Source organism: Ruegeria sp. AG6 (assembly GCF_056541565.1).
This window is the reverse complement of the sequence record NZ_JBQFYQ010000003.1, coordinates 36,462-63,017: the sequence shown is the minus strand read 5'-3', so window position 1 is coordinate 63,017 and position 26,556 is coordinate 36,462. Positions and strand designations below refer to the sequence as shown.

General features: G+C 57.3%; 25 protein-coding genes, 1 tRNA gene and 1 pseudogene. 8 read left to right on the top strand and 19 right to left on the bottom strand.

Annotated features, from left to right (window positions below; translation table 11 throughout):
• Nucleotides 1-161 precede the first annotated feature (161 nt).
• Nucleotides 162-1,175 carry an SDR family NAD(P)-dependent oxidoreductase gene (locus tag ACR0I0_RS09395; RefSeq protein WP_480491126.1) on the top strand — a complete coding sequence of 338 codons (1,014 nt, stop codon included), beginning with the start codon at nt 162-164 and terminating at the stop codon, nt 1,173-1,175.
• Nucleotides 1,176-1,234: 59 nt separating this feature from the next.
• Here the strand turns inward: ACR0I0_RS09395 and nqrF are convergent, their stop codons facing one another.
• From nqrF to ACR0I0_RS09365, 6 genes are read right to left on the bottom strand one after another with little or no spacing between them, the layout of a single operon-like run.
• Nucleotides 1,235-2,458 carry an NADH:ubiquinone reductase (Na(+)-transporting) subunit F gene (nqrF, locus tag ACR0I0_RS09390; protein WP_480488275.1) on the bottom strand — a complete coding sequence of 408 codons (1,224 nt, stop codon included), beginning with the start codon at nt 2,456-2,458 and terminating at the stop codon, nt 1,235-1,237.
• A 10-nt stretch (nt 2,459-2,468) separates the two neighbouring features.
• Nucleotides 2,469-3,077, bottom strand: coding sequence for an NADH:ubiquinone reductase (Na(+)-transporting) subunit E (nqrE, locus tag ACR0I0_RS09385; protein WP_050603817.1), 609 nt, complete (start codon nt 3,075-3,077; stop codon nt 2,469-2,471).
• Nucleotides 3,077-3,730 carry an NADH:ubiquinone reductase (Na(+)-transporting) subunit D gene (locus ACR0I0_RS09380; protein ID WP_152460184.1) on the bottom strand — a complete coding sequence of 218 codons (654 nt, stop codon included), beginning with the start codon at nt 3,728-3,730 and terminating at the stop codon, nt 3,077-3,079. The genes nqrE and ACR0I0_RS09380 overlap by 1 nt, the downstream gene beginning before the upstream one ends.
• The gene (locus tag ACR0I0_RS09375; protein ID WP_480491124.1) at nt 3,730-4,557 is read right to left on the bottom strand and encodes a Na(+)-translocating NADH-quinone reductase subunit C; all 828 of its coding nucleotides are present in this window, start codon (nt 4,555-4,557) and stop codon (nt 3,730-3,732) included. The genes ACR0I0_RS09380 and ACR0I0_RS09375 overlap by 1 nt, the downstream gene beginning before the upstream one ends.
• Nucleotides 4,550-5,758, bottom strand: a complete 1,209-nt coding sequence (locus ACR0I0_RS09370) for an NADH:ubiquinone reductase (Na(+)-transporting) subunit B (protein WP_171636240.1) — start codon at nt 5,756-5,758, stop codon at nt 4,550-4,552. The genes ACR0I0_RS09375 and ACR0I0_RS09370 overlap by 8 nt, the downstream gene beginning before the upstream one ends.
• Before the next feature lie 5 nt (nt 5,759-5,763).
• Complete coding sequence (locus ACR0I0_RS09365; RefSeq protein WP_480491122.1) at nt 5,764-7,107, bottom strand: Na(+)-translocating NADH-quinone reductase subunit A; 1,344 nt, start codon at nt 7,105-7,107, stop codon at nt 5,764-5,766.
• A 297-nt stretch (nt 7,108-7,404) separates the two neighbouring features.
• Here ACR0I0_RS09365 and ACR0I0_RS09360 point away from each other — a divergent pair, with 297 nt between their 5' ends.
• Nucleotides 7,405-8,520, top strand: coding sequence for a THUMP domain-containing class I SAM-dependent RNA methyltransferase (locus ACR0I0_RS09360; RefSeq protein ID WP_171636244.1), 1,116 nt, complete (start codon nt 7,405-7,407; stop codon nt 8,518-8,520).
• A 403-nt stretch (nt 8,521-8,923) separates the two neighbouring features.
• A tRNA-Pro gene (locus ACR0I0_RS09355) sits at nt 8,924-9,000 on the top strand.
• 750 nt (nt 9,001-9,750) lie between these two features.
• On the opposite strand, the pseudogene ACR0I0_RS09350 reads toward ACR0I0_RS09355, so the two are convergent.
• Both ACR0I0_RS09350 and ACR0I0_RS09345 read right to left on the bottom strand, forming a co-directional pair.
• Nucleotides 9,751-10,550: pseudogene (locus ACR0I0_RS09350) on the bottom strand (IS5 family transposase).
• 63 nt (nt 10,551-10,613) lie between these two features.
• The gene (locus tag ACR0I0_RS09345) at nt 10,614-11,813 is read right to left on the bottom strand and encodes a cytochrome-c peroxidase (RefSeq protein WP_480491120.1); all 1,200 of its coding nucleotides are present in this window, start codon (nt 11,811-11,813) and stop codon (nt 10,614-10,616) included.
• 87 nt (nt 11,814-11,900) lie between these two features.
• Here ACR0I0_RS09345 and ACR0I0_RS09340 point away from each other — a divergent pair, with 87 nt between their 5' ends.
• Nucleotides 11,901-12,371, top strand: a complete 471-nt coding sequence (locus ACR0I0_RS09340) for a tetratricopeptide repeat protein (protein ID WP_480491358.1) — start codon at nt 11,901-11,903, stop codon at nt 12,369-12,371.
• A gap of 30 nt (nt 12,372-12,401) precedes the next feature.
• Here the strand turns inward: ACR0I0_RS09340 and ACR0I0_RS09335 are convergent, their stop codons facing one another.
• From ACR0I0_RS09335 to ACR0I0_RS09310, 6 genes are read right to left on the bottom strand one after another with little or no spacing between them, the layout of a single operon-like run.
• Nucleotides 12,402-13,463 (bottom strand): TRAP transporter substrate-binding protein, encoded by a 1,062-nt coding sequence (locus ACR0I0_RS09335; protein ID WP_480491118.1) that lies wholly within the window; start codon nt 13,461-13,463, stop codon nt 12,402-12,404.
• A gap of 24 nt (nt 13,464-13,487) precedes the next feature.
• Nucleotides 13,488-14,777 (bottom strand): TRAP transporter large permease, encoded by a 1,290-nt coding sequence (locus ACR0I0_RS09330; RefSeq protein WP_152460165.1) that lies wholly within the window; start codon nt 14,775-14,777, stop codon nt 13,488-13,490.
• Nucleotides 14,778-15,365 (bottom strand): TRAP transporter small permease, encoded by a 588-nt coding sequence (locus tag ACR0I0_RS09325; RefSeq protein WP_171638394.1) that lies wholly within the window; start codon nt 15,363-15,365, stop codon nt 14,778-14,780.
• A gap of 53 nt (nt 15,366-15,418) precedes the next feature.
• Nucleotides 15,419-15,937, bottom strand: a complete 519-nt coding sequence (locus ACR0I0_RS09320) for a flavin reductase family protein (protein WP_171723835.1) — start codon at nt 15,935-15,937, stop codon at nt 15,419-15,421.
• A complete protein-coding gene (locus ACR0I0_RS09315) occupies nt 15,934-16,824 on the bottom strand; it encodes an aldo/keto reductase (protein ID WP_171638390.1) in 891 nt (296 codons plus the stop codon). The genes ACR0I0_RS09320 and ACR0I0_RS09315 overlap by 4 nt, the downstream gene beginning before the upstream one ends.
• The gene (locus ACR0I0_RS09310; protein ID WP_480491116.1) at nt 16,824-17,978 is read right to left on the bottom strand and encodes an LLM class flavin-dependent oxidoreductase; all 1,155 of its coding nucleotides are present in this window, start codon (nt 17,976-17,978) and stop codon (nt 16,824-16,826) included. Before ACR0I0_RS09310 ends, ACR0I0_RS09315 begins: the two co-directional genes overlap by 1 nt.
• Before the next feature lie 105 nt (nt 17,979-18,083).
• On the opposite strand from ACR0I0_RS09310, the gene ACR0I0_RS09305 reads away from it, so the two are divergent.
• Both ACR0I0_RS09305 and ACR0I0_RS09300 read left to right on the top strand, forming a co-directional pair.
• Nucleotides 18,084-18,794 (top strand): GntR family transcriptional regulator, encoded by a 711-nt coding sequence (locus ACR0I0_RS09305; RefSeq protein WP_480491115.1) that lies wholly within the window; start codon nt 18,084-18,086, stop codon nt 18,792-18,794.
• A gap of 12 nt (nt 18,795-18,806) precedes the next feature.
• Nucleotides 18,807-19,901 (top strand): Gfo/Idh/MocA family protein, encoded by a 1,095-nt coding sequence (locus ACR0I0_RS09300; RefSeq protein ID WP_480491113.1) that lies wholly within the window; start codon nt 18,807-18,809, stop codon nt 19,899-19,901.
• A gap of 76 nt (nt 19,902-19,977) precedes the next feature.
• On the opposite strand, the gene ACR0I0_RS09295 is transcribed toward ACR0I0_RS09300, so the two are convergent.
• A complete protein-coding gene (locus tag ACR0I0_RS09295) occupies nt 19,978-20,619 on the bottom strand; it encodes an NAD(P)-dependent oxidoreductase (protein WP_171638382.1) in 642 nt (213 codons plus the stop codon).
• A 12-nt stretch (nt 20,620-20,631) separates the two neighbouring features.
• A complete protein-coding gene (locus tag ACR0I0_RS09290) occupies nt 20,632-21,519 on the bottom strand; it encodes an EamA family transporter (RefSeq protein WP_171638380.1) in 888 nt (295 codons plus the stop codon).
• Between the two features lie 77 nt (nt 21,520-21,596).
• Between ACR0I0_RS09290 and ACR0I0_RS09285 the strand changes: the two genes are divergently transcribed.
• Nucleotides 21,597-22,106 carry a MarR family winged helix-turn-helix transcriptional regulator gene (locus ACR0I0_RS09285; RefSeq protein ID WP_480491112.1) on the top strand — a complete coding sequence of 170 codons (510 nt, stop codon included), beginning with the start codon at nt 21,597-21,599 and terminating at the stop codon, nt 22,104-22,106.
• A 182-nt stretch (nt 22,107-22,288) separates the two neighbouring features.
• Here ACR0I0_RS09285 and ACR0I0_RS09280 read toward each other — a convergent pair whose 3' ends face one another.
• From ACR0I0_RS09280 to ACR0I0_RS09270, 3 genes are all read right to left on the bottom strand, one after another.
• Nucleotides 22,289-22,603 carry a TetR/AcrR family transcriptional regulator C-terminal domain-containing protein gene (locus ACR0I0_RS09280; protein ID WP_480491356.1) on the bottom strand — a complete coding sequence of 105 codons (315 nt, stop codon included), beginning with the start codon at nt 22,601-22,603 and terminating at the stop codon, nt 22,289-22,291.
• 508 nt (nt 22,604-23,111) lie between these two features.
• Nucleotides 23,112-23,288 carry a hypothetical protein gene (locus ACR0I0_RS09275; RefSeq protein ID WP_480491111.1) on the bottom strand — a complete coding sequence of 59 codons (177 nt, stop codon included), beginning with the start codon at nt 23,286-23,288 and terminating at the stop codon, nt 23,112-23,114.
• Nucleotides 23,289-23,465: 177 nt separating this feature from the next.
• On the bottom strand, nt 23,466-24,377 hold the full coding sequence (locus ACR0I0_RS09270; RefSeq protein WP_480491110.1) for a LysR family transcriptional regulator: 912 nt from the start codon (nt 24,375-24,377) through the stop codon (nt 23,466-23,468).
• Between the two features lie 225 nt (nt 24,378-24,602).
• Between ACR0I0_RS09270 and ACR0I0_RS09265 the strand changes: the two genes are divergently transcribed.
• On the top strand, nt 24,603-26,270 hold the full coding sequence (locus ACR0I0_RS09265) for a GMC family oxidoreductase (RefSeq protein WP_480491109.1): 1,668 nt from the start codon (nt 24,603-24,605) through the stop codon (nt 26,268-26,270).
• Nucleotides 26,271-26,556 lie beyond the last annotated feature (286 nt).

Here is a 26,556-nt window from a genome sequence, read left to right as displayed (position 1 = left end):
GCCCATTGGCGGCAATGAGCATCTGATTGAATCAGCAAAGAGTTGACCAATGACGTCTGGATGTTCGATATGACCTTCGGCGCAGTTCAAAATGTTTGACCCGGCATCACGGGAAGAACCTTTTGTTCAGCGATGATCGTGCAGGGCGTTTTGAGGGTTCTATGAAACGGGTTTTGATTACGGGCTCTGCGGGGTTCATCGGGTTCCATCTGGCAAAGCGGCTGTTAGAGGAAGGGTTCCGCGTGCATGGATACGACGGGATGACGGATTACTATGATGCGGTCCTGAAACAGCGTCGGCATCAAATTCTGCTTCAGACACCCGGGTTCACGGCAACCGAGGATCGGTTGGAAAATTTTGATCGGTTGATGCAGGTCGCCGAAGAATTTCAGCCGGAAGTCATCGTTCATCTGGCGGCTCAGGCCGGTGTGAGACACAGTTTGGAACATCCCCGCAGCTATGTTGAATCGAATGTCGTTGGAACATTCAACGTGATGGAAATTGCACGGCAACATAAGGTGGATCATCTTTTGATGGCATCGACCTCTTCGATATACGGTGCCAACGAGGACATGCCCTTCACCGAGACGGAAAAAGCCGACACCCAGCTTACCATCTATTCCGCGACAAAAAAGGCGAATGAGGCGATGGGGCATTCCTATGCCCATTTGTGGGATTTGCCGACGACCATGTTCCGCTTCTTTACCGTCTACGGCACCTGGGGACGACCGGATCTGGCGTATTTCAAATTTGTCGCCGCCATCCTGGATGGTCGCCCGATCGACATTTACAATCACGGCGACATGTACCGGGATTTCACCCATGTCCAGGACCTTGTACGCGGCATCAGATTGCTGATCGATGTGCCTCCGGTGCGGCCAGCCAGCCGTGAGGATATCGAGGACGGAGACAGCCTGTCGCCCGTCGCGCCCTATCGCATCGTGAATATCGGCAACGGCGAAAAAGTGCGCCTGATGGATTTCATCGAAGCCATCGAACAGGCCGTGGGGCAGAAGGCGATCAAGAATTTCATGCCGATGCAGATGGGTGATGTTCATGCCACTTGGGCGGACAATCGGCTGCTACAAAGACTGACGAACTATCGCCCCCAGACAGATCTGAAAGACGGTATCACACAATTCGTCGCGTGGTATCGAGAGTATTACGGAAAATAACGCAGGCTTACCGCCAAATGAAAGAACCGGCGTCTTCAACGCCGGTTCTTTTTTGTTCCTTAGCCGCCGAAATCGTCGAGCATGATGTCTTCGCGGTCCACGCCCAGATCCAGCAGCATGTTGATGACCGACTGGTTCATGATTGGCGGACCACACATGTAGTATTCGCAATCCTCAGGCGCGGGATGGTTCTTGAGGTACTCTTCGAACAATACGTTGTGGATGAAGCCGGTATAGCCTTTCCAATTGTCCTCGGGCTGCGCGTCCGACAAGGCCACATGCCACTCGAAATTGTCGAATTCTTCAGCCAGACTGTCGAAGTCTTCGACAAAGAACATCTCTTTCTTAGACCGCGCACCGTACCAGAAGCTGATCTTGCGGTTGCGGTTCTGAAGACGCTTGAGCTGATCAAAGATATGGCTGCGCATTGGTGCCATACCGGCGCCGCCGCCAATAAAGACCATCTCTTTGTCAGTTTCGCGGGCAAAGAACTCGCCGAATGGGCCTGAAATGGTGACCTTGTCACCCGGCTTCAGGTTGAAGATGTAAGACGACATCTGACCCGCCGGAATGCCTTCGGACCCCGGCGGCGGCGAGGCCACGCGGACGTTCAGCATGATCATGCCCTTTTCGTCCGGGTAGTTGGCCATCGAATAGGCGCGCTCGATGGGTTCGGTCACCACCGATTCATATTGCCACAGATTGAAGCGATCCCAATCCTCGCGATATTCCTCTTCAATGTCGAAATCCGTGTATTTCAACTGGTGTGCAGGTGCTTCGATCTGGATGTAGCCACCGGCGCGGAAGTTCACATCCTCACCCTCGGGCAGGTCCAGGATCAACGCCTTGATGAAGGTCGCTACGTTTTCGTTCGACCGAACGGTACATTCCCATTTCTTGACGCCGAAGACTTCTTCCGGAACTTCGATATCCATGTCCTGCTTGACCGCCACCTGACAAGACAGGCGATCACCACATGACGCTTCACGTTTCGTGATATGGCTTTCTTCGGTCGGCAGGATCGATCCGCCCCCCGAATGCACCCGCACCCGACACTGCGCACAGGTGCCGCCGCCACCGCAGGCCGAAGGGACAAACAGCTTCTCGGCAGCCAGCGTCTGTAGCAGCTTGCCACCTGCCGGAACGGAAATGGTCTTTTCGCCGTTGATCGTAATGTTGACGTTTCCGGTCGATACCAGCTTGGATCGGGCGGCCATGATGATGGCCACCAATGCCAGAACGATTGCGGTGAAAAGAGCTACGCCTAAGGTAAAGGTTTCCATCAACGCCCCCTTACAGTTTCACGCCCGAGAAGGACATGAAGGCCATAGCCATCAGACCTGCGGTAATGAAAGTGATGCCCAGACCTTGCAGACCATCGGGGATGTCTGAATATTTCAGCTTTTCCCGGACTCCGGCCATTGCGGTGATTGCCAGTGCCCAGCCAAAACCGGAAGACAAGCCATAAGTCGCCGCCTCGGCAAAGTTATAGTCACGCTCCACCATGAACAGCGACCCGCCAAGGATGGCGCAGTTCACCGTGATCAGTGGCAGAAAGATCCCCAACGCGTTGTAAAGCGGTGGGAAATACTTGTCCAAAACCATCTCGAGTATCTGAACCATCGCCGCGATCACGCCGATATAGGAAATCAGGCCAAGGAAGGTCAGGTCTACATCCGGGAACCCGGCCCAGGCCAGCGCGCCCGGTTTCAACAAGTAGTTCAGCAGTAGGTTGTTGGCAGGCACGGTGATGGCCTGCACGACCATGACCGAAATCCCCAGACCCAGCGCTGTCGAAATCTTCTTGGACACGGCGATGAAGGTACACATCCCCAGGAAGAAGCTAAGCGCAAGGTTTTCGACAAAGATGGCCTTTACGGCCAGTGAGATCAGACCTTCCATCAGTGGGCCTCTACCTGCTGAATTTTGTATTCACGCTCTTCCACCTGGTTCGGCTTCCAGGTGCGGAAGGCCCAGATGATCAGACCGATGATGAAGAACGCCGAGGGCGGCAGCAACAGCATGCCGTTGGGCACGTACCAGCCGCCATTGTTGACGGTTTCCAGAATGGTAACGCCGAACAGCGACCCCGCGCCAAACAGCTCGCGAATGAAGCCGACCAGCAGCAGGATAAGACCATAGCCCATGCCGTTGCCCATTCCGTCGATAAAGGACGCAACCGGCGGATTCTTCATCGCAAACGCCTCGGCGCGGCCCATCACGATGCAGTTGGTGATGATCAGGCCGACGAAAACCGACAGGGTTTTCGAAATCTCGAAAGCATAGGCTTTCAGGATCTGGTCCACCAAGATCACCAACGACGCGATGATCACCATCTGAACGATGATCCGGATCGAACCGGGGATCTGGTTGCGCAGGCACGAAATGAAGAACGACGAAAACGAGGTCACGAAGATCACCGCCAGCGCCATCACCATCGACACTTGCAACGATGATGTCACCGCAAGTGCTGAACAGATGCCCAACACCTGCAATGTGATCGGATTGTTGTCGACAAGCGGGTCGACCAGCATCTCTTTCTTGGTCTGGGACATCAAATCTCTCCTGCTTGAAGTTTGGCCAGGAAGGGACCATAGCCCGCATCGCCCATCCAGAATTTCACAAGGTTATCGACGCCGACCGACGTCAGCGTGGCCCCCGCCAACGCATCCACATAGAAATCTGGCCCGGCTGCGGGCTGTGATTTGGCAACGGTGATTTGCAGATCACCTGCTTCGTCGCGCAGCTTTTTCCCGTTCCACAGGGCTTTCCAGCGTGGGTTGTCCACCTCGGCCCCAAGACCCGGAGTTTCACCATGCTGATAGAATTGCAGGCCGTAGATATCGTTGCCGTTGTTTTCAAGCGCAATAAATCCATAGAGCGTCGACCACAGGCCGTATCCGTGCAGAGGCAGGATCACCTTGTCCAGATCACCTGCATCATCGCGCAGCAGATAGATAACACGGTATTTGGATTTGCGGCCGATACCGGCGGGGTCATTGTCCAACGCGACGCTCAGCTCAGGATCGCTAGCGGCGGCGATGTCGTCAAATGTGGTCGGATCAAACTGATCATCGACGAAGGTGCCTGTGGACAGCTCCAGCACATGTGGTTCGAAGGCGGCAAAAGCCTCTGTCACGTCGATGCCCGGCTCGAACACGCCCGCAACTTGCAGAACGTTTACCTGTTTGTCCTGCAGCCGGTTGGCCTCTTGCACCGGGCGCAGGCTGACTGCGGCCGCGGACACAACCATCGAGGCGACCAGACAGACGGCAACGGCGATGAAGATCGTCTTGCCAACAGAATCCGGCGACGCCGCCAGGAATTTGGCTAATGCGCCCTTGGGTGCCTCGTTTTGATCTGGGGATTGCGTATCAGACATGGCGACGCGCCCTCCGTTTGATGTTGGCTTGCACGACGAAATAGTCGATCAGCGGTGCAAAGACGTTGCCGAACAGGATTGCCAGCATCATGCCTTCGGGGAAAGCCGGGTTGATCACGCGGATCATCACGACCATGACACCGATCAGAGCGCCATAAATATAACGCCCTACATTGGTGTGGCTGGCGGAAACCGGTTCCGTCACCATAAAGGCCAGCCCGAAAGCGTAACCGCCCAACACGATATGCCAGTACCATGGCATCGCGAACATCGGGTTGGTATCCGATCCGATCAGGTTCAGCAGCAGGGTAAAGCCGATGGTGCCCGCCAGACAGCCCACAATCAGGCGATAGTTGGCGATCCTGGTCATCAGAAGGAAAGCCAGACCGATCATGCAGGCCAGCGTCGATGTTTCGCCAAAGCTGCCCTGAATGGTGCCGAAAAACGCGCTCGACCAGGTGATGCCTTCAGCGGCCAGCGCCTGCACGCCTTCGGCCGCAGACACGCCCAATGCAGTTGCGCCCGAGAACCCGTCAACGGGTGTCCAGACCGCATCCCCCGACATCTGCGCCGGATAGGCGAAATACAAAAACGCCCGCCCCACAAGCGCGGGGTTGAGAAAGTTCTTGCCGGTGCCCCCGAACACTTCCTTACCGATCACAACGCCGAAGATGATGCCCAATGCCACCTGCCACAGGGGCGTCGTAGCAGGCATGATCAGCGTGTAAAGCATTGATGTAACTAGGAAGCCTTCGTTCACCTCATGGCCGCGCACGGTGGCAAAGATGACCTCGAAGATACCGCCCGCGACCAGCGTGACGATGTAGATCGGAAGGAAATACATCAGACCATGCATGACATTGGCAAAGATGCTGGACGGGTCCAGCGAAATCCCGAACATCTGCAACAAAGCAATCCGCCAGCCGGTGGCCGATTCCGGACCCAGCAAAGCAATCGCAGAGTTTGCCTGATAGCCGGTGTTCCACATCCCCCACAGGATGCAGGGGATCGTCGCGATCACGACATAGGTCATGATCCGCTTCATATCCACATAGGACCGCGCGTGCGGCGCCACCGTGGTCACGGTTTTTGGAGTGTAGATGAAGCTTTCCACCATCTCGTAGATGGGGAAGTACTTTTCGTACTTGCCGCCCTTGGTAAAGTTCGGCTCGATCCTGTCAAAGAAGCTGCGCAAACCCATTCGGCTCAGCCCTCCTTTTCAATTTTGCTCAGGCAGTCGCGCAGCGCCAGCCCGTATTCATATTTTGCCGGACAGGCAAAGCCCACAAGGCCAAGATCCTCTTCGTCCAGCTCCAGCGCACCCAGGGCTTGGGCAGTGTCCGTATCCATTACCAGCAGCGCCCGCAGCAACTGAGTGGGCAGATAGTCCTGCGGCATCAGGTCTTCGAAAACACCTGTGGGCACCATGGCCCGACGCCCGCCGTTCAGATTGGACGTGAAGGCATACAGCTTCTTGGCGAATGCCGAACCCAATACAGGCTGGACCGCGTATTTCGACGGCATCGGACGAATCCAGCCCATCGGGATTTGATCGGGATCTTCACGGATGATGCTGATCTGACGCGCGAACCGGCCCAGATAGGCGGTCGGGCCCTCAGCGTGCCGGCCCGACAGGATCGAACCCGAAATGATGCGGGGCGTGCCGTCCACATCGACTTCGTCGCGGGTCAGATCGTCAGTTGATGCGCCCATCACGGTACGGATCAAACGTGGTTGACGCGCACCCGGCCCCGTCAGGGCAATCACGACATTCGGATCCAGATGGCCGGTCAGCATCAGGCGACCAATAGCGATGACATCCTGATACCCGATGGTCCAGACCTGCTTGTCGCCTGCAAGGGGTTCGAGGAAGTGAATATGCGTTCCGGCCAGCCCCGATGGGTGCGGGCCTGCGAAAGATGCAGCTTCGACACCGGCGACATCTGCGCCGGGTATCGTGTCACCCTCTTTTTGGCAAAGATAGGTTTTGCCCTCGGTCAATGTGCTGACTGCCGCCAAACCGGCGGTAAATTCTTCGGGCGCCTCGGCAATGATCGTGGCAGCGTCAGCGGCCAGCGGGTCACTGTCCATGGCGGTGACAAAGATCGCATCCGGTTTGACGCCGGGGTTCGGCATTTTTGAATAGGGGCGCGTGCGGAACGACGTCCACAGGCCGGCGGCGCACAGCTTGGCCGTCACGCCTTCGGCGCTGTCGGCATCCCCTATGCCCGAGAAATCAACACCGGTGTCATTGACATCTGTCACTTCGATCACGACGCTTTGCAGCACCCGACGGGCACCACGGTTGATCGCGACGACCCTGCCACTTACCGGTGCGACCATCATCGCGTCAGGCGCGTCCTTGTGACAGAACAGCGGCGCGCCACGTACGACGCTGTCGCCTTCCTGCACCAGCATCTTGGGTTTCAGGCCGATGTAGTCACCGCCCAGGACGCCAACGGTCGCGTATTCCGGGCCCGGGTGAATGGTCTGGGCAGGAGCGCCTTCCACCGGCAGATCCAGCCCTTTTTTCAGTTTGAAAGTTTGCATGTTGCTACGTTCTTCCAAGCCTCTTTTCTGCGCCAGCTCTGCTAACGCCCTTTCGGGGTCATGCAATAGCGCGGTTTTTTCGAGCCTCCGTCGCAAAAGCGTCGAAAACGGTCCAAAATCCGCAGGCGTATTTCCGATCAAGGACCCTTTACGCGGGGAAGGTCATAAACGCAAACCTGTTACCGCCAAAACTTGAGGATGAACCACACAATCCTGCGATTGATCGGTCATTTCTTCTGAATCCATGGCGTATAATTGCATATCGCGCCCACCAGGGTTCCAGTGTAAGCAACCGGAATGGAAAAAGACACAGATTTGGAAATCTTTCTGGTTGCCACGCCGGGCCTCGAGGCGCCTCTTGGTGACGAGGCGCAATTCAACGGATTCGCGCAGGTCAGAACTGTACCCGGCGGGGTAACATGCCGGGGTTCATGGCCCGAGGTCTGGCGTGCCAACCTGACACTGCGCGGCGCCAACAAGGTTCTGGTGCGACTGGGCAGCTTCCCCGCCGTGCACCTTGCCCAATTGGACAAACGTGCTCGGAAATTTCCTTGGGGCACCGTTTTGCGTCCTGACGTGCCGGTCAAGGTGGAAGCCATCAGCCGCAAATCCAGAATTTATCACGCCGGTGCAGCTCGTCAGAGGATCGAGCGGGCAATATCCGAGACATTGGGCACCTCGATTTCATCCGAGGCAAACCTTCGGGTGTTGCTTCGAATCGAAAAAGACATCTGCACGATCTCGGTCGACAGTTCCGGCGAGCTGTTGCACAAACGCGGTCACAAGGAAGCCATTGCCAAGGCCCCAATGCGCGAAACAATGGCCGCCATGTTCCTGAAAGAATGTGGCTACTCGGGCGATGAACCCGTACTGGACCCGATGTGCGGATCGGGTACCTTCGTGATCGAGGCCGCCGAGATCGCTCTGGGTCTGCGCCCTGGCCGCTCCCGCGGTTTTGCATTCGAGGACCTGGCGGGCTTTGACCCTGATCAGTGGCAGGAAATGCGACGGGAAACGAAGGCGGCGGAATGCGCGCTTACCTTCTACGGCTCGGATCGCAACTCGGGCGCGGTTGACGCGGCGACTGCCAATGCCGAAAGGGCCCAAGTCGGTGCCGTGACACGGTTTCAACAGCGTTCCGTCAGCGACATAAAACCCCCCGAAGGTCCTGCGGGGCTGGTCATTGTGAACCCGCCCTACGGGGCGCGAATTGGTGACGAAAGACGCTTGCGCTCGGTCTATGGCGCGATGGGCAAAACCCTGATGAACCGGTTCCAGGGATGGCGGGTCGGCGTGATCACCAGCGCTCCGGGGCTTGCCCGGGCCACACGCCTGCCTTTGCTGGCGCCAGGACCGGTCGTCGACCATGGTGGAACCAAAATTCGTCTGTACAAAACAGATCCCTTGCCGTGATTGCCTGGGACGCTTTACAACCAATTGATGACGATGGCTGCGCGGGCGAAAGCGGACAAAGAAACCACAGGGTTTCCACCGCAAAAGGTTGCGATTCCCTTGCCTTTCAACAAGCCTGTCATCCAGCCAACGTTTTAACACCGGTGCCATCGCGACCTGCCCGGCGGGGGGGGAGGTGAACAAGTTGGCGGACACTGTGCGCGCCGGTCAACAGCAGAACGCAAACATGTAAACGCTCGTTTTTGCGAACCATAAACATGGCGACCTGCTTAGATCACCGGGTTCCGTGCCCATTGGTCCGCTGCCATATATTTTTGGGTGTTGAGATCGAAAGATTCGGGTAGTCGCATTACAGAATCCTCTTGCGCATCAGACCCGCCGCGTATAGATCACCCGCCACGGTCGGAGTGTAGCTCAGCCTGGTAGAGCACTGTCTTCGGGAGGCAGGGGTCGGAGGTTCGAATCCTCTCACTCCGACCAATGAAATCAACTTGTCAAATGCAGAGATATTTTGCCTTTTGACCAGTTAACTTACCTTTCCGCCAACAAAAGTTACTTCTCGCAGTCTGAATTACTGCTACTTCAAACGCTCTTTTTGAAGTAATCGATCCTTACCGGATGAGGTGGATAGTTCCTCCTTCGTCGGCATCGAACGCGCCAAAGTGCAGTTGTTATCGACTGCAAAGAGAGGAGCCATCCAATTACGGAGAAGAAATGTAGGTCTGGATCTGGCTAAGGACGTTTTTCAGGTACACTGCGTTTTAGCCACCGAGCGGCGGATCCTTAATAAGGAAATCAAGCGCACCAAGTCACTCCCATTTATGATAGACGGTCCTACGCTGAGTGGCTGGCATTGGAGGTTTGCGGCTCAGCCCATCATTGGGGTCGTAAATTGCGAACGCTTGGCCACGGTCTTCAGCTTAATTTATCCGACGGCGCGCAGATACGCGCACTGTGCAAAGCCCGGCTTCCGGCGCGGATCACATTTCTGTCGTTGCTGTCAAATACACAACCCAAGTCAAGCTTACATCCAGAAAAACGAAAACCCACGCTTATGCGTGGGCCTCGGAAGGAGGGCAATACAAGTTTGCGTCTCAAAATCCTTGTGGAGTGAGGCAGATTAAGAGTCGAGTGTGAGGACACCCCAAGCGATACCAATCTGGCGAGGTCGACATACCGGGACGGATAATGCCGTTGAGGATCGGTTCGAAACGGACCTAGGGTCAGGATTCAAAACCAATAGATGACGGTTGCTGTGAGTGCGATTGCGGAGAGGAAGACTTTGGGACAGCGATCATAACGTGTCGCTACGCGCCTCCAGTCCTTGAGCCTACCAAACATGATCTCAATACGGTTGCGCCGTTTGTATCGGCGCTTGTCATACTTCACGGTTGTCTTGCGTTGCTTTCGACCTGGGATGCAGGCGCGTATCCCTTTGTCTTTTAACGCATCTCGGAACCAGTCTGCATCATAGCCACGATCCCCGAGCAGCCAGTCGACATCTGGAATACTGCTCAGTAGCGCTCGCGCACCGATGTGGTCACTGACTTGGCCAGCGGTGACAAAAAGGCTGATCGGTCGCCCTTGGCTGTCACAGATAGCATGCAGTTTGGTATTCATGCCGCCCTTGGTTCGGCCCCCTCTCGGCAGCATCCTTCGGATGCGCCTGCCGTGCAGTGAATCAGACGGCCACGCCCCCCCTTTTTCGCGGCCATGCTGGTCGCGGTACGATGTGCTTTCAGATAGGTCGCGTCGATCATCACGGTCTTTTCCTCGCCGTGTTCGGCTGCCAAGCCGACCATCATCCGAGCGAAGATACCTTTCTCACTCCAACGCTTCCACCGGCTATAAAGCGTCTTGTGCGGTCCGTATTCTTTGGGAGCGACACGCCACCGCAACCCATTGCGATTGATGAAGATAATCCCGCTCAGCACCCTCTTGTCATCGCCCCGTGGCTTGCCATGCGACCGCGGGAAGAAAGGGGAAAGTTTGGCCATCTGCTCGTCAGTCAGCCAGAAAAGGTCGCTCATATCACCGCTCCGTTTTTCGAACCGTGAATCATGCAGCGCTTTGAAAATCAATGCATCCTGACCCTAAGGAGTAAATCCTTTCGGCACACCGAATATCGGAGAGTCTACGCTGCGACCTGTCAACGAATGCAGAAAAGCAATCAGGTTTTCGATTTCCAATTCCGCAAGCTGGATCGGATCAATATCAATTTTCTTGCGTTGACGTGCCATTTCATATTGGTCCTGCCAAACCAGAAAATCCGTTTTTTGCAACCATGGCACCTTGGGTAAGGCAGCCATTTGAGGGGTCCATTTGTCCAGGCTGGCCTGCGGATCCAAATGATGGCGAATGACGCTTTCAAGATCGGGGAAAGCGCCATTGTGACCGTAAGGCGCGGTCAGGGCAACATTGCGTAGCATAGGGGTACGGAACCTGTAGGCATCCTCAAGGCGGTTGCTTTCACCCATGCGGCCGACATCCCGGACGAAGGGATCCCACTGCCGGGTGCGACCCGGCCCAAAGGGTGGCAAGCCCAGTGCATGGAACTTCTGATCTGACATGAGCGATCCGCGGTGGCAGGCGGAGCAGCGGGCTTTTCCGTAGAACAGCCTCATCCCCTCGATTTGCGCAGGTGAAAGGGCATTCATGTCGCCCGCAAGATAGTGGTCAAACGGGCTGTCAGTGCTACGCCACTCGATCGCCATGAAAGCGGCCAGAGCGTTGGCGACTTGCGTGATCATGATGTCCTCGGTCGTCTCGACCTCATCAAAGGCGGCGACGATGGCCGGACCATAGCGAGGATCGGTGCGGACGCGTTTCGCCAGAATGGGCCAGCCCTTGTCGATACGATCGTGCACCGCGCCTGTGACTTCATTTTCGGCCACATTGCCCGCCATCTCGAATTGTGAGGTCAGGGGGAACAGAGCCTGTGCCGCCAGCAGGGAGTTCAGGCCCTCGGGCAGCCACTCCTGCGCCGGGGAATTGAAGCCGTTGCCGTAGACGTCGGAAATGCTCAGCCTGCCGTCGTGAAAGACGGTGTGTATGTCCTTGGCCCCAAGATTCCACAGGCCCGGAGAGTTGCGAGGGATGCGTTTGCGTATTCTGTCGGCCCCGGTGCCGGGTGTGCGGTCCGGCCCCAACCCCTGCCCGCCTTCTCCTATGCCCAGCGACAACCCGTCCGAAGTGCCGAAATCCGGGTGGTGACAATGGGCGCAGGCGATGTTGCGGTTGCCTGACAGGATCGGGTCGTAAAACAGTTGATGACCGATGGCGGCCTGTTTCATATCAAAGGGGATAAAGTCATCATCGGTCAGCGGGCGCGGCAAATCCTGTGCTACAGCGGCCCCGACCCAGAAGAAGGCAACGATCCCATGCGCCAGCTTGTTTTTGCCCTTTGCGTATTTGCGTCTCCGGCTCTGTCTGAACTGGAACAAGCCCGCGATATGATGGAAGCCGGACAGTTTGCAGCCGCGCGCGAGGAACTTCTTCCAGCCGCGCGCTCGGGCAACGCCGAGGCTGAAGAGTTGATCGGCGTGATGTACGGGCTGGGTTTGGGAGTCGAGCAGGATTACGAACGGGCCTTTGAATGGTATCTGCGCGCCTCGATGAAGGGGCATCCGGGGGCGCAATCGGGCGTTGGCTGGTACTATGAATTGGGTCTGGGCATGCCCGCGCCCGATCTGGTGCGTGCGTATATGTGGTACACGCTCAGCGCCATTGGCGGCGACCCCGACGCGGCGATCAGCCTTGAGGAAGTGGTCAAGAAAATGTCGCCGCAGCAGATTAAAAAGGCGCATGTTCTGGTCAACGACTACAAAGGGTGGATGTACCCGTTTCGGTGAGGGCCAGGCCGCAAAGCCCGGCCCAACCGTTCACTTCAGATCCGCATCACGAGCGGCGTTGACGTCCGCCTCAGCCGCCGCGACCGCCTCGGTCAGTGCAGCAAAGATCTCGTCGCCACGCGCAACGTTGGACTGGAACCAATCATAGACTGGCGTTGCGGCCTCTTTGAACGCAGCCTTCTGATCGGGTGTCAGCACATAGAGGTCTCCGCCCCCGGCGACGAAATCTTCATAGGCTTGGATCGACTTGCGCTTGGGGGAGGCGAAAGTGGCCTGTTGCAGGGCATAGAACCCGTCGACCACGACGCGGCGCAGATCCTCGGGCATCTCCTGGAACTTGGCGTTGTTCATCCACCACAATGCGCCCATATAGGCGTGGCCGTCCAGCGTTACGTATTGCAGGCCCGCATCCGGGAATTTCATGCCCATGATGTCGGTGATGCCGTTCTTGGATCCTTCAACGACACCGGTCTGGAAGCTGGTGAACAGTTCCGGCCACGGGATCGGGGTGGGCGACGCACCCAGCGCCTTGACCAGTTCCTGCGGCAGGTCGGCGACGACGGTGCGGATTTTCAGACCTTCCATATCCGCGGGCTCGGCAATGCGGCGCTGTGTGTTGGCGAAGTTGCGCCAGCCGCCGGTGTTGCCGATGGTCATCAGACGGATCGCGCCGCCCGAGTCCTCAAGCGCCATGTCGCGCATTGTGCGGGTGAAATCGCCCGACAGGACATGCTCGGCAATGCGGTCATCGGCCATCAGATAAGGCAGGTCCAGAACCTGCACGTAAGGAAAGATGCCTGAGGCACCGCCCGAGGTCGAGATGTAGATGTCGATGGTGCCGTCTGCCACGCCCTGCAAGCATTCGGCACCGTTCGAGCAGAGCTGTGTGCCGATGAACAGTTCGACCTCGATCGCGCCGTTCGAGGCAGATTCGACATAGTTCTTGAAGACGATCAGCCCGTCATAATCCTCATCGTTTTCGTTCGAATTTGCGGTTGCGCGCAGCGTATAATCGGCGGCTGTCGCAGCCATGGCGGACGCCGTCACCAGCGATGTGGCCACCGCTGCGGTTTTGATGAATTCTCTGAGCATGCGTTTCCTCCCTGTGGAACTCAGTTAGTTGGCAAATCCCGTTATCCTCGGGATCGTCATGGATAGTGCGGGTATGTAGGTGATCAGGAAAATCACGATGATTTCGACCGCCAGGAACGGCAGGATCGCCTTGGCGATGGTTTCAACCCGTTCGCGCGATACGGCGGCGGCCACGAACAGCACAAGGCCCATTGGCGGGGTGGCGAGGCCGACGGTCAGGTTGACGCTCATGATGATGGCGAAATGGATCGGGTCGACGCCGAGACTGGTGAAGATCGGTCCAAGGATTGGTCCAAGGATGATGATCGCGGGGCCTGCGTCCAGGAACATGCCGACGATGAACAGCAGCAGGTTGATCAGGAACAAAAGGATCAGCGGGTTTTCTGACAGGCTGAGGATCAGCGAGGCCAGTTGTTCCGGCGCATGGCTGAGGCTGACGACCGTCTTGAACGCCATCGCAGCACCAACCAGCAGCAGAACAACGGCTGAAGTCATGCCTGCATTGCTGAGCACCTCGGGGACCTCTTTCCATGTCAATGTCCGCAGGATGAAGAACCCGATGATGAAGGCATAGCCCACGGCGACTGCCGCAGCCTCGGTCGGTGTGAAGATACCACCCAGAATACCGCCCAGAATGATGACCGGTGTCATCAATGGGAAAAAGGCCTTCAAACTGGCCTGACGCCGCTCGGGCCATGTGTATTTGCGGCTGGCGACGGGGAAGTCATAGCGGTCGGCCATCAGTTTGATCATCAGCATCAGACCGACACCGACCATCACGCCCGGCACGATCCCCGCAAGGAACAACGCGGCCACGCTTTCGCCCATCACATAGGCGTAGATGATCATGATGCCCGAGGGCGGAATGATCGGCCCGATCACGGAACTTGCCGCCGTGATCGCGGCGGCGAATTTCCGGGTATAGCCCTGTTTCTCCATCGCCGGGATCAGCATCGACCCTAGCGCCGAGGTGTCCGCCACGGCGGACCCCGAGAGGCCCGCAAACAGGATCGAACTCAGCACGTTCACATGCGCCAGACCACCGCGCAGATGACCCATCAGAGCCTGCGAAAACTCGACAAGGCGGATGGTGATGCCGCCTCGGTTCATGAGCTCTCCGGCCAGCATGAAGAAGGGGATCGCCATCAGAGGGAAGCTGTCCATGCCGTTATAGACATTGCGATACAGCAACGTGATGTCGTTCGTCTGGCCGTTCAGCCAGAGCAGGATACCGGGCGCCGCCAGCAAAGCGAAAAAGACCGGCAGGCCGATCAGCAGGAAAATCAGGAAGGTGGGCAGGAACCAGATCAGCACTTATTCGGCCCCCACTGCCGCATCAGGAATTTCAGGCAACAGGTGGCCGCCGCCCAGCAAGGTGATGAAGGATCGCAGGATCAGCTCGATATTCACCGAGATCAGCAGGATGATCCCCACCAGCAGCGATGCCATCATCCAACTGCGCGGAATGCGATACCATTCATCGAACCCGAAAGAGGTAGGCAAATACAGCGCGGCAGTGGCGAATTTTCCGCCAAAGCCGGTAACCTCGGACCAGCCGATATTGACCGCGACCAGCAGGACGGCGAACGAGAGCAAAAGCAGGAACAGATTCAGCGTTTGACCGATGATACGGGGAAGGAAGCGTTCCAGCATGTCTATGGCCACAAAGCCGCCACGCCGAAAGGCGGTGGGCGCCATTAGACCGGTCATCCACAACATGCAGAACCGCGCGGCCTCATCCGGCCACGGCAGCGCATTGCCCAGAACGTATCGGAAAAACACCTGGATCAAGATTGCGATCACCATGAGCGCAATCGCAACAACACCAAACGCCCGGCCCAGACGCAGCACGGTTTCGTTCACGAATGCAATCGGTGCAAGCACCGATGCCAGTCCGCCCATGCGGATCCTCCCTTGGTCAGCCGTGGGTGTCCCCCACGGTCATCAAATCGCGCTTAGACTTTCGCGAATTGGCCGAGTTTCCCGGCATAAAATGTCAGCGCGTCTCCATCCGACATGCTGGCCTTGAGAACCTTTCCAACCACAATAACGTGATCGCCTGCATCGTGATACGCGTGCTGTTCGCATTCGAACCGCGCAAGGCAATCCGCCAACACCGGCGTCCCATTCTCACAGCGCTCGTGGCTGATGTCCCGCAGTGCAAATGCGTCTTTCGAGCAGCCGAAGCACAGCTCGGCCTGGTCCGACGACAGCACATGCACGCTGAAATGGCGGGCCTTGTGGAAATAGGGGAAGCGACGCGAGTTGCGGTCTCCGGCCCACATGATCAGCGGTGGGTCAAGCGACAAGGACGAAAAGCTGTTGGCGGTGATGCAGACCGGACCGTCCGCGCTGTTGCAGGTCACGATGGTGACACCGGTTGCAAAGCGGCCGAAGGCGTCGCGCAGAGTACGTGTGTCGTCCTTATGTGGAATGAAGGTGCGAGTCATGTCCTTTGAGATTGCGTTCATCATGGTACCTCGTGCCCCAGTGCCGCCTCGTACAGGCGGAACCAGCTTTCGCGATCCAGTTTGACTTTCAATGCGTCCGAGGCGCGTTTGATCCGGTCCAGATTGTTGGTGCCCAGAACCGGCAGGATGTTGGCCGGGTGGGCCAGCAGGAACGCCACAGCGACGGCGGCGCGATCTACGCCGAACCCGGCTGCGATTTCATCGGCAACGACCCCAACCGGCGGGTTTCCGGCCATCAACAAGCCTCCACCCAGCGGCGACCATGCCATCAACGGATGGCCATGCTGTTGGTGAAAGGCCAAATCACCGTTGGTGAATGGGCTGATCTGACCCAGAGAAATTTCGATCTGGTTGGTGACCAACGGCGTATTCATCGCCGATTGCAGCAACGACCAATCCCAAGGGCGGAAGTTGGACACACCAACCGCGCCGACCTTGCCACTGGCAACCACCTCATCCAGCGCTGCACCGGTTTCATGGTGATCCATCATTGGATCCGGGCGGTGGATTAACAGCAGATCGATGTGGTCAATCGCCATTTCCGACAGCGACGTGTCGACCGATTTCAGAATGTGGGCGCGCGAGGTGTCGTAGTATTTTACCTTCGCATCCGCGTAACGGCCAACCGGCGCGACGATGTCGCATTTGGTGACGATCTCCATCTTCTGACGCAGGTTTGGATTGGCGCGCAGGGCGGCACCCAGCACGGCCTCGGCCTGGTAGCCGCCATAGATGTCGGCCTGATCGAAGGTGGTGATACCCTGATCCAGACAGGTCTGAATCTTGGCCTCGACATGGCCCGCGGACGTGTCACTGTCATCGCCCAACCGCCACATGCCATAGACAAGGCGGCTCATCTCCAGCGAGTCAGATAGTTTCACACGTTGCATCAGCGGCGTTCTCCGTTGCCCAGCGGTGTGGCCGGGGTCGTTTTGGGAACCCTTCCGTAAGCTTCGGGAAGGGAACAGGTTTTCAGGTTCGGCAACACGCGGGCGCCTAAATGGCGGGCTTCGTCCAGATGCGGGTAGCCCGAGAAGATGAAAGCGCGGATGCCCATCTTCTGGTATTCCTCGATCTTCGACATAACCTGATCCGTCGATCCGACCAGAGCGGCACCGCAACCAGACCGTGCCCGGCCAACACCGGTCCAGAGACCGGGTTCGACATAGCCGTATTCATCCGCCAGATCGCGGTTTCTGGCCTGATGCGCCACCCCCAGCGAGGTCGAATCCAGCGCCCGTTCGCGGATGGCGCGACCATATTCGTCGTCCAGCTTCGAGACGATGTAATCCGCGTATTCCTGTGCTTCAGCCTCGGTATCGCGAACGATCATATGGACACGCAACCCGTAATCCAGCGTGCGGTCGTAGTTTTCAGCGACGGCGTGAACGGCCTTCATCCGTTCAGCCAGTTGATCCTTGGTTTCAGGCCACATCAGGTAGACGTCACAATGCTCGCCGCACAGGTCCAGGGCAGAGGGAGAATAGCCGCCGAAATAAAGCAGCGGGCCGCCGGTCTGATATGGCTTGGCCGGGTCGGTGGTCAGACCCGAGAAGTTGTAGACCTCGCCTGCATGATTGATCTCATCCTGCGTCCAGGCCTGTTTCAGAATCTCCACCACTTCGCGCGAGCGCTGATAGCGGAACGCGCTGTCGGCCTTCTCACCGGGAAAGTCGGATGAGATGATGTTGACCGTCAAACGCCCCTTCAGCATGTGGTCCAGCGTTGCGATGGTGCGGGCCAGCATGATCGGTTGCATCTCGCCACAGCGTACGGCGGCCAGCAGGTTGATCCGGTCGGTGATCGGAGCGCAGCCGGCGACAAAGCTCAGCGTGTCTTGACCGACCTGATAGGAGGACGGGCAGAGGATGTTGCGAAAACCCTGCGCTTCGGCCTCTTTCACAATGTTCGAGCAATGCTTCCAACTCGACCGCAGGTCACCGTCGGGAACGCCAAGGAACTGGTAATCATCGGAACACAGGGCAGCGAACCACGAAACTTCGGCCGCATCCAGATCGGGGGATGTGATGGGGACGATGCTCATTTGATTCACGCTCCGTACATCTTTGACTTTCCTCTTGCGTAGCAATCGCTTTGATGTAGATCAATAGTGTATCAATTTTTCCTGCGACCGAGTGAAGCGTCTGCCGTGCCTGCATCCAACCGAAACCCCAATGCCCTGCCGGTATATATTCAGATCGCGGAACTTCTGATCCGTGACATCGCGGCTGGTCGCCTTATTAACGGTGAACGATTGCCGCCCGAGCGCGAGATGGCCGCAGAGCTGAATGTCTCGGTTGGGACGCTGCGAAAATCGCTCTCAGAGCTAGAAAAAAAGGGGATGTTGGAGCGAATCCAAGGCTCGGGGAACTACATACGCGAGACCGGTACGCAAAGCAGCGTCTATGCAATGTTTAGGCTGGAACTGCCCGAAGGGGGTGGCCTGCCTCGTGCGGATATCCTGTCGGTTGACCATCTGAAAAAGCCGGTTGGTCTGCCAAAATTCGGTGCTTCTGACGCCGGTTCGCGTGTCCGGAGGATGCGCTACCTGAATGATACAATCATCGCTGTCGAAGAAATCTGGCTGGACGAATCAGCGGGCCTGATCGACCAGAGCCTGCTGTCCGACTCGCTCTATCGCTATTATCAGCGCCAGTTGGGCTTTTGGATCGCAAGAGCCGAAGACAGGGTTTCGGTCCGGCCTCTACCGGACTGGACACCTTCTGACTTCACCAAGCCAGCCGGCCAAGCAGTCGGTTACATCGAGCGGTTCAGCTGGTCGGAAAGCGCCGAACCCGTCGAATTCTCAAAAACCTGGTTCGACCCGGATCGGGCCAACTACGTTCAACGTCTGAAGTAGAAGGAATCGCACATGACCCGGACCATCAATTACGGGCTGATTGGATGCGGAATGATGGGGCAAGAGCACCTGCACAATATCGGATTGCTGGAAGGTACCAGTGTGGCTGCGATCTTTGAACCCGATCAGGAGATGGCAAAAGCCGCCAAGGCAATTGCGCCGACTGCAACCATGGCAGGTTCCGTGCAACAGCTTCTGGCGGTAGAGGAACTGGACTGCGTCGTCATTGTCAGCCCGAACCATCTTCATGTGGACCAGATCTGCGAAATCGCTGAAACACGTCCTCTGCCGCTTCTGGTAGAAAAACCATTGTTCACCGACCCGCAGGACGCGCCCCGGCTCGAGCAGTTGCAGCGCGACTACCCCTGCCCGATTTGGGTTGCGATGGAATACCGGTATATGCCCCCTATCGCTGCTTTGATCGACAAGGCCGAGGCGACAGGTGGGGTGAAAATGCTGTCGATCCGCGAGCATCGTTTTCCCTTCCTCGACAAGGTCGGCAACTGGAACCGGTTCAACCGAAATACTGGCGGTACTTTCGTCGAGAAATGCTGCCACTTCTTCGACTTGATGCGTCTGATATTGCGATCCGATCCGGTGCGCATCACGGCAAGTGGCGGGCAGGCGGTGAACCATCTGGACGAAAGTTACGACGGTCAAACCCCGGATATTCTGGATCACGGCTATGTTCTGGTCGACTTTGCTTCGGGCGCGCGCGCGATGTTGGAACTTTGCATGTTTGCCGAAGGCGCACGCTACCAAGAAGAAATATCGGCCGTCGGACCGGACGCCAAGATCGAGGCGTTTGTTCCCGGACCCGGACGATTCTGGCCCGACCATTTGGGTGCCCCGCCGCTGCCGCAGGTGATCCTGAGCCCGCGCAACCCCAAAGGTCCGGTATCAATGGACGTTCCGGTCGACCCCACCCTTTTGGCGGCAGGGGATCACAATGGGTCGACCTATTATCAGCACAAAGGGTTCCTGGCCGTGCTTCGTGGCGAAACAGCAAAACCGGATGTAAGTTTGAAGGACGGCCTCTGGGCTGTCAGGATGGGGCAAGCGGCACAACAGGCAATTGAAACCGGTGAAACGGTTTATCTGGCCTGACCCGCTCCCGCTGGTCCCTGCCCGGCCTGCTGGTCGGCTGGCCGGTCTGCCTTTCCCTGGCGCTCTTGAACAAGTGCTAGTAACCGACCGTGAACGCAGCACACTGGAAATTGGCTGATTGTGCCTCGTCTACCAGCGCAACGGCAAAGTCTTCCATCGATATCTCCGAATTGCCCAGTTCATCGACCAGCAGCGTGTCGGTGCCGGTTCTGAACGCGCCCAGGCGTGGGCCGGGCTGCAAAAGGGCTGGAGGGCTGGCATAAGTCCAATTTGCCGATGTTTCAGAGGCGCAGAGCTCCCATTGCGCCATCGATGCGCGGGCTGTTGGAACGATGTTGTCAGGCAAGAAATCCGGATCTGACAGAACCGTATGCGGACTGCCGTTTGGCAGATGCAGGCGCGCGGCGCCGCCAACGATGATCACCCGAAGACCCGTGCGTGAAGCAGCATTTAGGATCGAACGTGTCAGAGCCACGATCTCGCCTTCGCGCCCGGGCGCAGAGCGCAACGCGCTGATCGCAAGGTCCTGAGACTCCATGGCTGCGACGAGGGTTGCGGGATCTGTCGCATCCGCGATGACCGGTCTGACACCCTCGGGCAGCTTGGCAATCGCTGCCTCGTTTCGAATAGCTGCGGTTACGAGATGCCCGCGAGCAAGCGCTTCCGTTACGACGCGAGAACCGACATTGCCGGTGGCACCAAATACAATGAGTTTCATCGGAGTTCTCCTTTACAATGGGTGGCGGATGGAGCTTTTCAAAAGCTCAGATGGGCGGGTACGCGCCGCTCTTTGACCAACCCAGATTGCTGCAAAGACAAGCGCGGCGCCGGCGATTTGCATCTGTGTCAGCGCCTGACCCAGCAATGCCCAACCGATCAGAACGGCGGCGAGCGGGCTGAGAAAACCAAGCGCCGAGACGGCCCCTGGCTCTATCCGTGAGATACCGCGAAACCACAGGATATAGGTGAGCGCAGCCCCGATGAGCGCTAGGTAGAGGATGCCTGAGAGGTTCCGTGCATCCAGTGTTGGAAGCGGCGGCTCGATGAAGACGGCCAGAAGCACCAGCAACAGACCGCCGGCGGTCAGTTGCCAGGCGGTGAAGGTAAGCAGCGGCACCGGAGGTTGCCATTTCCGAGTCAAGACCGTGCCTGCCGCCATCGAGGCCGCCCCGCAAACTCCGGCAATCAAACCGATGGGATCAAGCCTTATACCTGACCCTAGGACAAGCAGCCCGACACCAAAGATGCCGATCAAGGCAGCCATCACGGCCGACGCTCTGATCGCTGTCCCAAGCAGCAGCGCGGCCAGGAACACGACGATCAGAGGCTGTATCGCACCGACTGTCGCCGCGACCCCTCCTGGCAGCCTATAGGCTGCGATAAACAGAAAGGCCCAGAAAAGCGTGAAGTTGAGCGCGCCGAGAACGAAAATGCGCAGCCACCAAATTCCTTTCGGCAAGCGCGGCGCCATTACCAGCAGCAGAAGGCCGGCAGGCAGAGCGCGCAGGGCGGCCATCGTCACCGGATACCCTGAAGGAAGGAATTCCGTCGTCACAAAGTAGGTGCTGCCCCAAACCAGCGGCGCAATGGCTGTTAGTGCAATGTCGAGATGTCTCATCGCGGATCTCCATTATCTTGAGGTCAAGATATATCCATTTATCTTGACGTCAAGAAATAACTTCGCAATATAGTTTCATGGACCACGTAGACCGCATCATTGCCCAATGGAACAAGGCCCGGCCCGACCTTGATGTCGGACCGATGGAAATCATCGGTCGGCTGTCACGATTGACTTCCAAGCTTCGGGGCGAAATGAAAAGAACCTGGAAGGCTCATGGGTTGAACGCCGCCAGCTTTGATGTCCTGGCGACCCTGCGCAGATCCGGAAAACCCGATGGCTTATCCCCTGGAGCATTGCTGGATCTGACCATGGTGACCTCGGGAACAATGACCAATCGCATCGATCAACTCGTCAAACACGGCCTCGTCGAGAGGGTGCCAAACCCTGAAGACAAACGCGGATTTCTGATCCGTTTGACAGAAGCCGGATTTGCGACGATCGAGAAAGCCGTCGTCGATCATGTCGACACACAGCATCGCCTTTTGCGCGGACTAACCTCGGCAGAAGCCAAAGACTTGAACAGGCTTCTGAAAACGCTGGATGAAAGGGTGAACTTCGAAAGCGGGGCGAATTCAAGCGATTAATCGTCGTTCAAGATGCAACGCATGACCACGACCTTTTGGTTCTATGACGCATCGATATGGGCGGCCCAGACCGGTCATCGCTTCTGCGGCGCCCGCCAGACCGGACTTTGGCCGCAGGTGCAAAGTCCTGAACCTTTCGAAGGTGCATTTCGCGGTACAAAGCGGGCGTTCGCGATCACGCGTCAAACGTCTGCTTTGTAGTGCGCCAGGAACATCGCGACGCAATCGTCCAAAACATCTTTGGGCGTCGGGTTTTTACCGAGGAAGAACTCTGGCCAGAAAAAGAAGTTCTTTACCAGCGCCAATAGCTGGTTGGTTGCAAAAACCGGATCAGCCTTTCGGATAACGCCCACATCCACGGCTTCGCTGAACAGCCTGGTTATTGGGTAATCAAGTGTCGCGGTTTCAGTGAAGAATTGCCGGGGCCGGTCAAGGTCGCGGATCAATTCTGAGATGACCATCCGATTCAGTCCGATGGCCGTCTCTTCCGTAATCACCCCAATGCAGCGCCGCAAGGCTTCCTTCAATTGATCGACGAAGTCACGATCCGGGTCAAAGCGCCGAAGGCGGTTCCGACCTATACCAACATGCTCATCGGCGGTCGGGGCATGCAGTCTCTGTTTTCCATCGGAGAAGTCTAAGCCGACAAGATCGTGCAGCCATCCCTGACCATCTACAGCAGTACGGCCTTCACCGCCCCTTGCTCAACGCAATTTGTCGGAAAGCTAACGAATAAGCACGAGGAACTGGCATTTGATCAGTTCTCGCACGTGGACTTCTACTACAAACCCGAGGCGGTAAAAGCATCGTCGGATGCGGTGGTTGAGTTCTTTGGCAGATAAACTGACAAGGCAGAGTCAGTCCGCGACCTCTGCCATTTTGGTTGGTCAATTACAGGATCGCTTGACCGTTCCCGTATGAGCTTTGCCGTCATCTTATGTGCGGGTTGCAGAACTCGGCCTTCGTTTCGGGGTGCTCGCCAAAGAGGTTACAGCCGATGAAGCGTCACGTATCGCCGTCCTCGACCCAGTGTCGTTTCTTGTCGTCGCCCGGGATCAGATCATAGGTTGTCTGAACGTCTTTCCCAATGTTTTTGGCGTGGAACGCGACAAAAAACGAAGGCGGCACGGTTGCACCATGCATGGTCTTCGCAGCAGCCGGGAAGATATCGTCACCACCCATTGTTTGAAACCCACCCCACTATGCAATAAGTTGTCCTGTGCTCACTTGCTGTCTGTGCAGAACATGGCACTTGGGGCCGACCAGGTTTATAGCGCCGCCCGCCGTACCATGCGCAGAACGCGCCGGATGGCAATTTGCAACACGCCTCAGAAGTATTTTGCAACCTCCCAGACGCGATCACCAGGACCGGAGCAACAGGTCAAATGTCTCGGCTATCATCGGGTTGTCTTTGCGACGTTCCAATGCCGCGAAACTCAGACACGCAGGAACAGACACGGAATTGCAGACGGCAAGCCCGAAGGATTGCTTTTGATGCAGCGCGATGGACTCGCGGCAGAGGCTCAGGCCAATGCCGGACCTGACCATTTCAAGCATCGAAGCTTCTTGATCCACCAGCGCAACCACATTCGGGCGGCAGGCGTGACGTTCGAAAACTTTGGCCAGAAGGCGATGGTGAACAGAGGCTTCGGGCGTGCCGATCCAAGGAAGGGCTGCAAGCGAAGACCAGTCGGACTCTTCCACCTGCTTCTGCCAGCCAGCCGGTCCGATCACGCGATACGTGAATTCGGCCAACTTGATGACATGCACCGGATCGTCTCCGTCCGACCCGATGCTGGATAGGTCATCGGGCCCACACAAGTAAAACCCGGCATCAACCCGACCCCGCTTGAGCCATGTCAAAATATCTCCGCTGACCCCGTGCTTCAGTTCGGTTTCAACATCAGGATGCTCTGCGCGCAAATTCGCCAACAGACGCCCCAACCGGATGAACTCCGGATCGACGATCGTACCGATCGTCAGTTTTCCACTCAAGCGCCCAACGCGCAGGCGGGCGCTGCGTTGGAAATCACTGACTGCATCGAGGACGTGTTGAGCCTTCGCTAATACCGCAGTGCCGTCATGAGTGATCTGCAACCCGGTAGCGGTTCGGTTGAACAAAGTAAGCCCCGTATCTTCGGAAAGACGCTTGATTTGATGGCTGATGGCCGGCTGTGTCAGGTTCAGCACCTCGGCTGCGCGTGAAACACTGCCTTCCCGGGCCACCGTCACGAAGGTCAGGATGGTGTTAATGCTCGAAAACCGGTCCATATAAAATTTACTAATATGGTATTGTGTAAATTGTCATTAGCTTTTTGCCTGCCGCTCCCGCAGAGATCGGTAAAACCAGCGTTCCGGGAGGGGGCGTGAACCACATTGTTGGCTTGTGGCGGAGAAAACGTGCCGCATAATCGTGCAGCCTGCAAGAGAACAGCATACCTTGTTCCCTCTGGCGCACAACTGGCAACGAAAAGACAGAACAGGTGGAAGACAAAGATGTCTGATGGCGCAAACAGGTACGACTATATTGTGATTGGCGGCGGTTCGGCCGGGTGCCTGATGGCCAACAGGCTGAGCACCGATCCAGGGAACCGGGTTTTGCTGCTTGAGGCGGGCAAGCCCGATACCTATCCTTGGATACACATTCCGGTTGGCTATCTCTATTGCATCGGCAACCCGCGCGCAGACTGGATGTACAAAACCGAACCCGCTAAGGGGCTGAACGGGCGCAGCCTGCTTTACCCGCGCGGGAAAGCGCTGGGCGGGTGTTCCTCAATCAACGGGATGATCTATATGCGGGGCCAGGCCCGTGACTATGACAACTGGGCCAAGCTCACCGGTGAAGAGGCATGGAACTGGGAAAACGCGCTGGCCGACTTCAAGGCTCATGAGAACCACTACCGGTTGGATGACGGCGCCGATCCGCGCACCGGCGACAACAGCCGGTTTTCCGATCTGCACGGGCATGGCGGCGAATGGCGGGTGGAAAAACAGCGACTGCGCTGGGATGTTCTGGACAGTTTTGCCGAAGCCGCGGTCGAATACGGCATCCCCAAGACCGATGATTTCAACACCGGCGACAATGTCGGGGTTGGCTATTTCGACGTCAACCAGCGTTCTGGCTGGCGTTGGAATACCTCCAAGGCATTTCTGCGTCCCGCCAAGTCGCGCCCGAACCTGACGATCTGGACCGAGGCGCAGGTTGAGAAACTGACTTTCGAAACAGGCGAGACCGGTCGGTTGCATTGTTCCGGGGCAGTTGTCTGCCACAAAGGACAGCCCGTTGCGGTCGAGGTCTCAAAGGAGGTGGTTTTGTCTGCGGGCGCCGTGAACTCGCCGCAAATCCTGCAACTGTCGGGGATCGGCCCGGCGGCGCTTCTGAAAAAGCACGGAATTGATGTCGTTATGGATGCGCCCTGTGTGGGCGAGAACCTACAGGATCACCTGCAAATTCGCGCGGTCTACAAGGTCAAGGGCACCAAGACGCTGAACACCCTGGCCAATTCGCTGATAGGCAAGGCCAAGATCGGACTGGAATATGTGCTGAAGCGCTCTGGCCCGATGAGCATGTCGCCCAGCCAGTTGGGGGCTTTCACCCGGTCTGATCCGGCAAGACCACACGCCAACCTCGAATACCACGTCCAGCCGCTGAGCCTTGAGGCGTTTGGCGAAGACCTGCATGATTTCCCCGCCATCACCGTCAGCGTCTGCAATCTGAATCCGACCAGCCGCGGGCATGTCCGCATCGCGTCTTCGGATTTCCGTCAGCCGCCCCAGATTACCCCCAATTATCTCGACACAGACGAAGATCGCAGGGTTGCCGCTCAAAGTTTGCGGCAGGTACGCGAGATCATGTCTCAGCCCGCGATGGAAGCTTACGAGCCGGAAGAGTTCAAGCCGGGCATTCAGTATCAAACCGACGAGGAACTGGCCCGTTTGGCAGGCGACATCGCCAGCACGATCTTTCACCCGGTTGGTACGATCAAGATGGGCCGAGAGGATGATGAAACCGCCGTTCTCGATTCGCATTTGCGCATGAAGGGGGTGATTGGGCTGCGCGTCGTTGATGCCTCGATCATGCCAGAGATCACCAGTGGAAACACCAATTCGCCCACGATCATGATTGCAGAAAAGGCCGCAGGCTGGATGCTGGCCGGTCAATAAATCCTGTAGGCATCCGGGTGCAACAACTTCCCAGAGGAACCACGCGCAAGCCGTTCTCCGATCTTCCGGTGACCGGCGTGAGAGTCGCCGACTTTGGCCGGTATATCACCGGTCCTGCTGTCGCAATGTTGCTGGGCGATCCGGGCGCGGCATCAACGATGTTCCGATCGCTCCGCAGCGACGCGACATCCACTTCCCGATGTCTTTGTCCAATCAACCGGCATTTGGCGCGGCACGCATGACCCTGCCGGGCGCGAATAAAATTCAAGCCCGGGGGAATAAACCC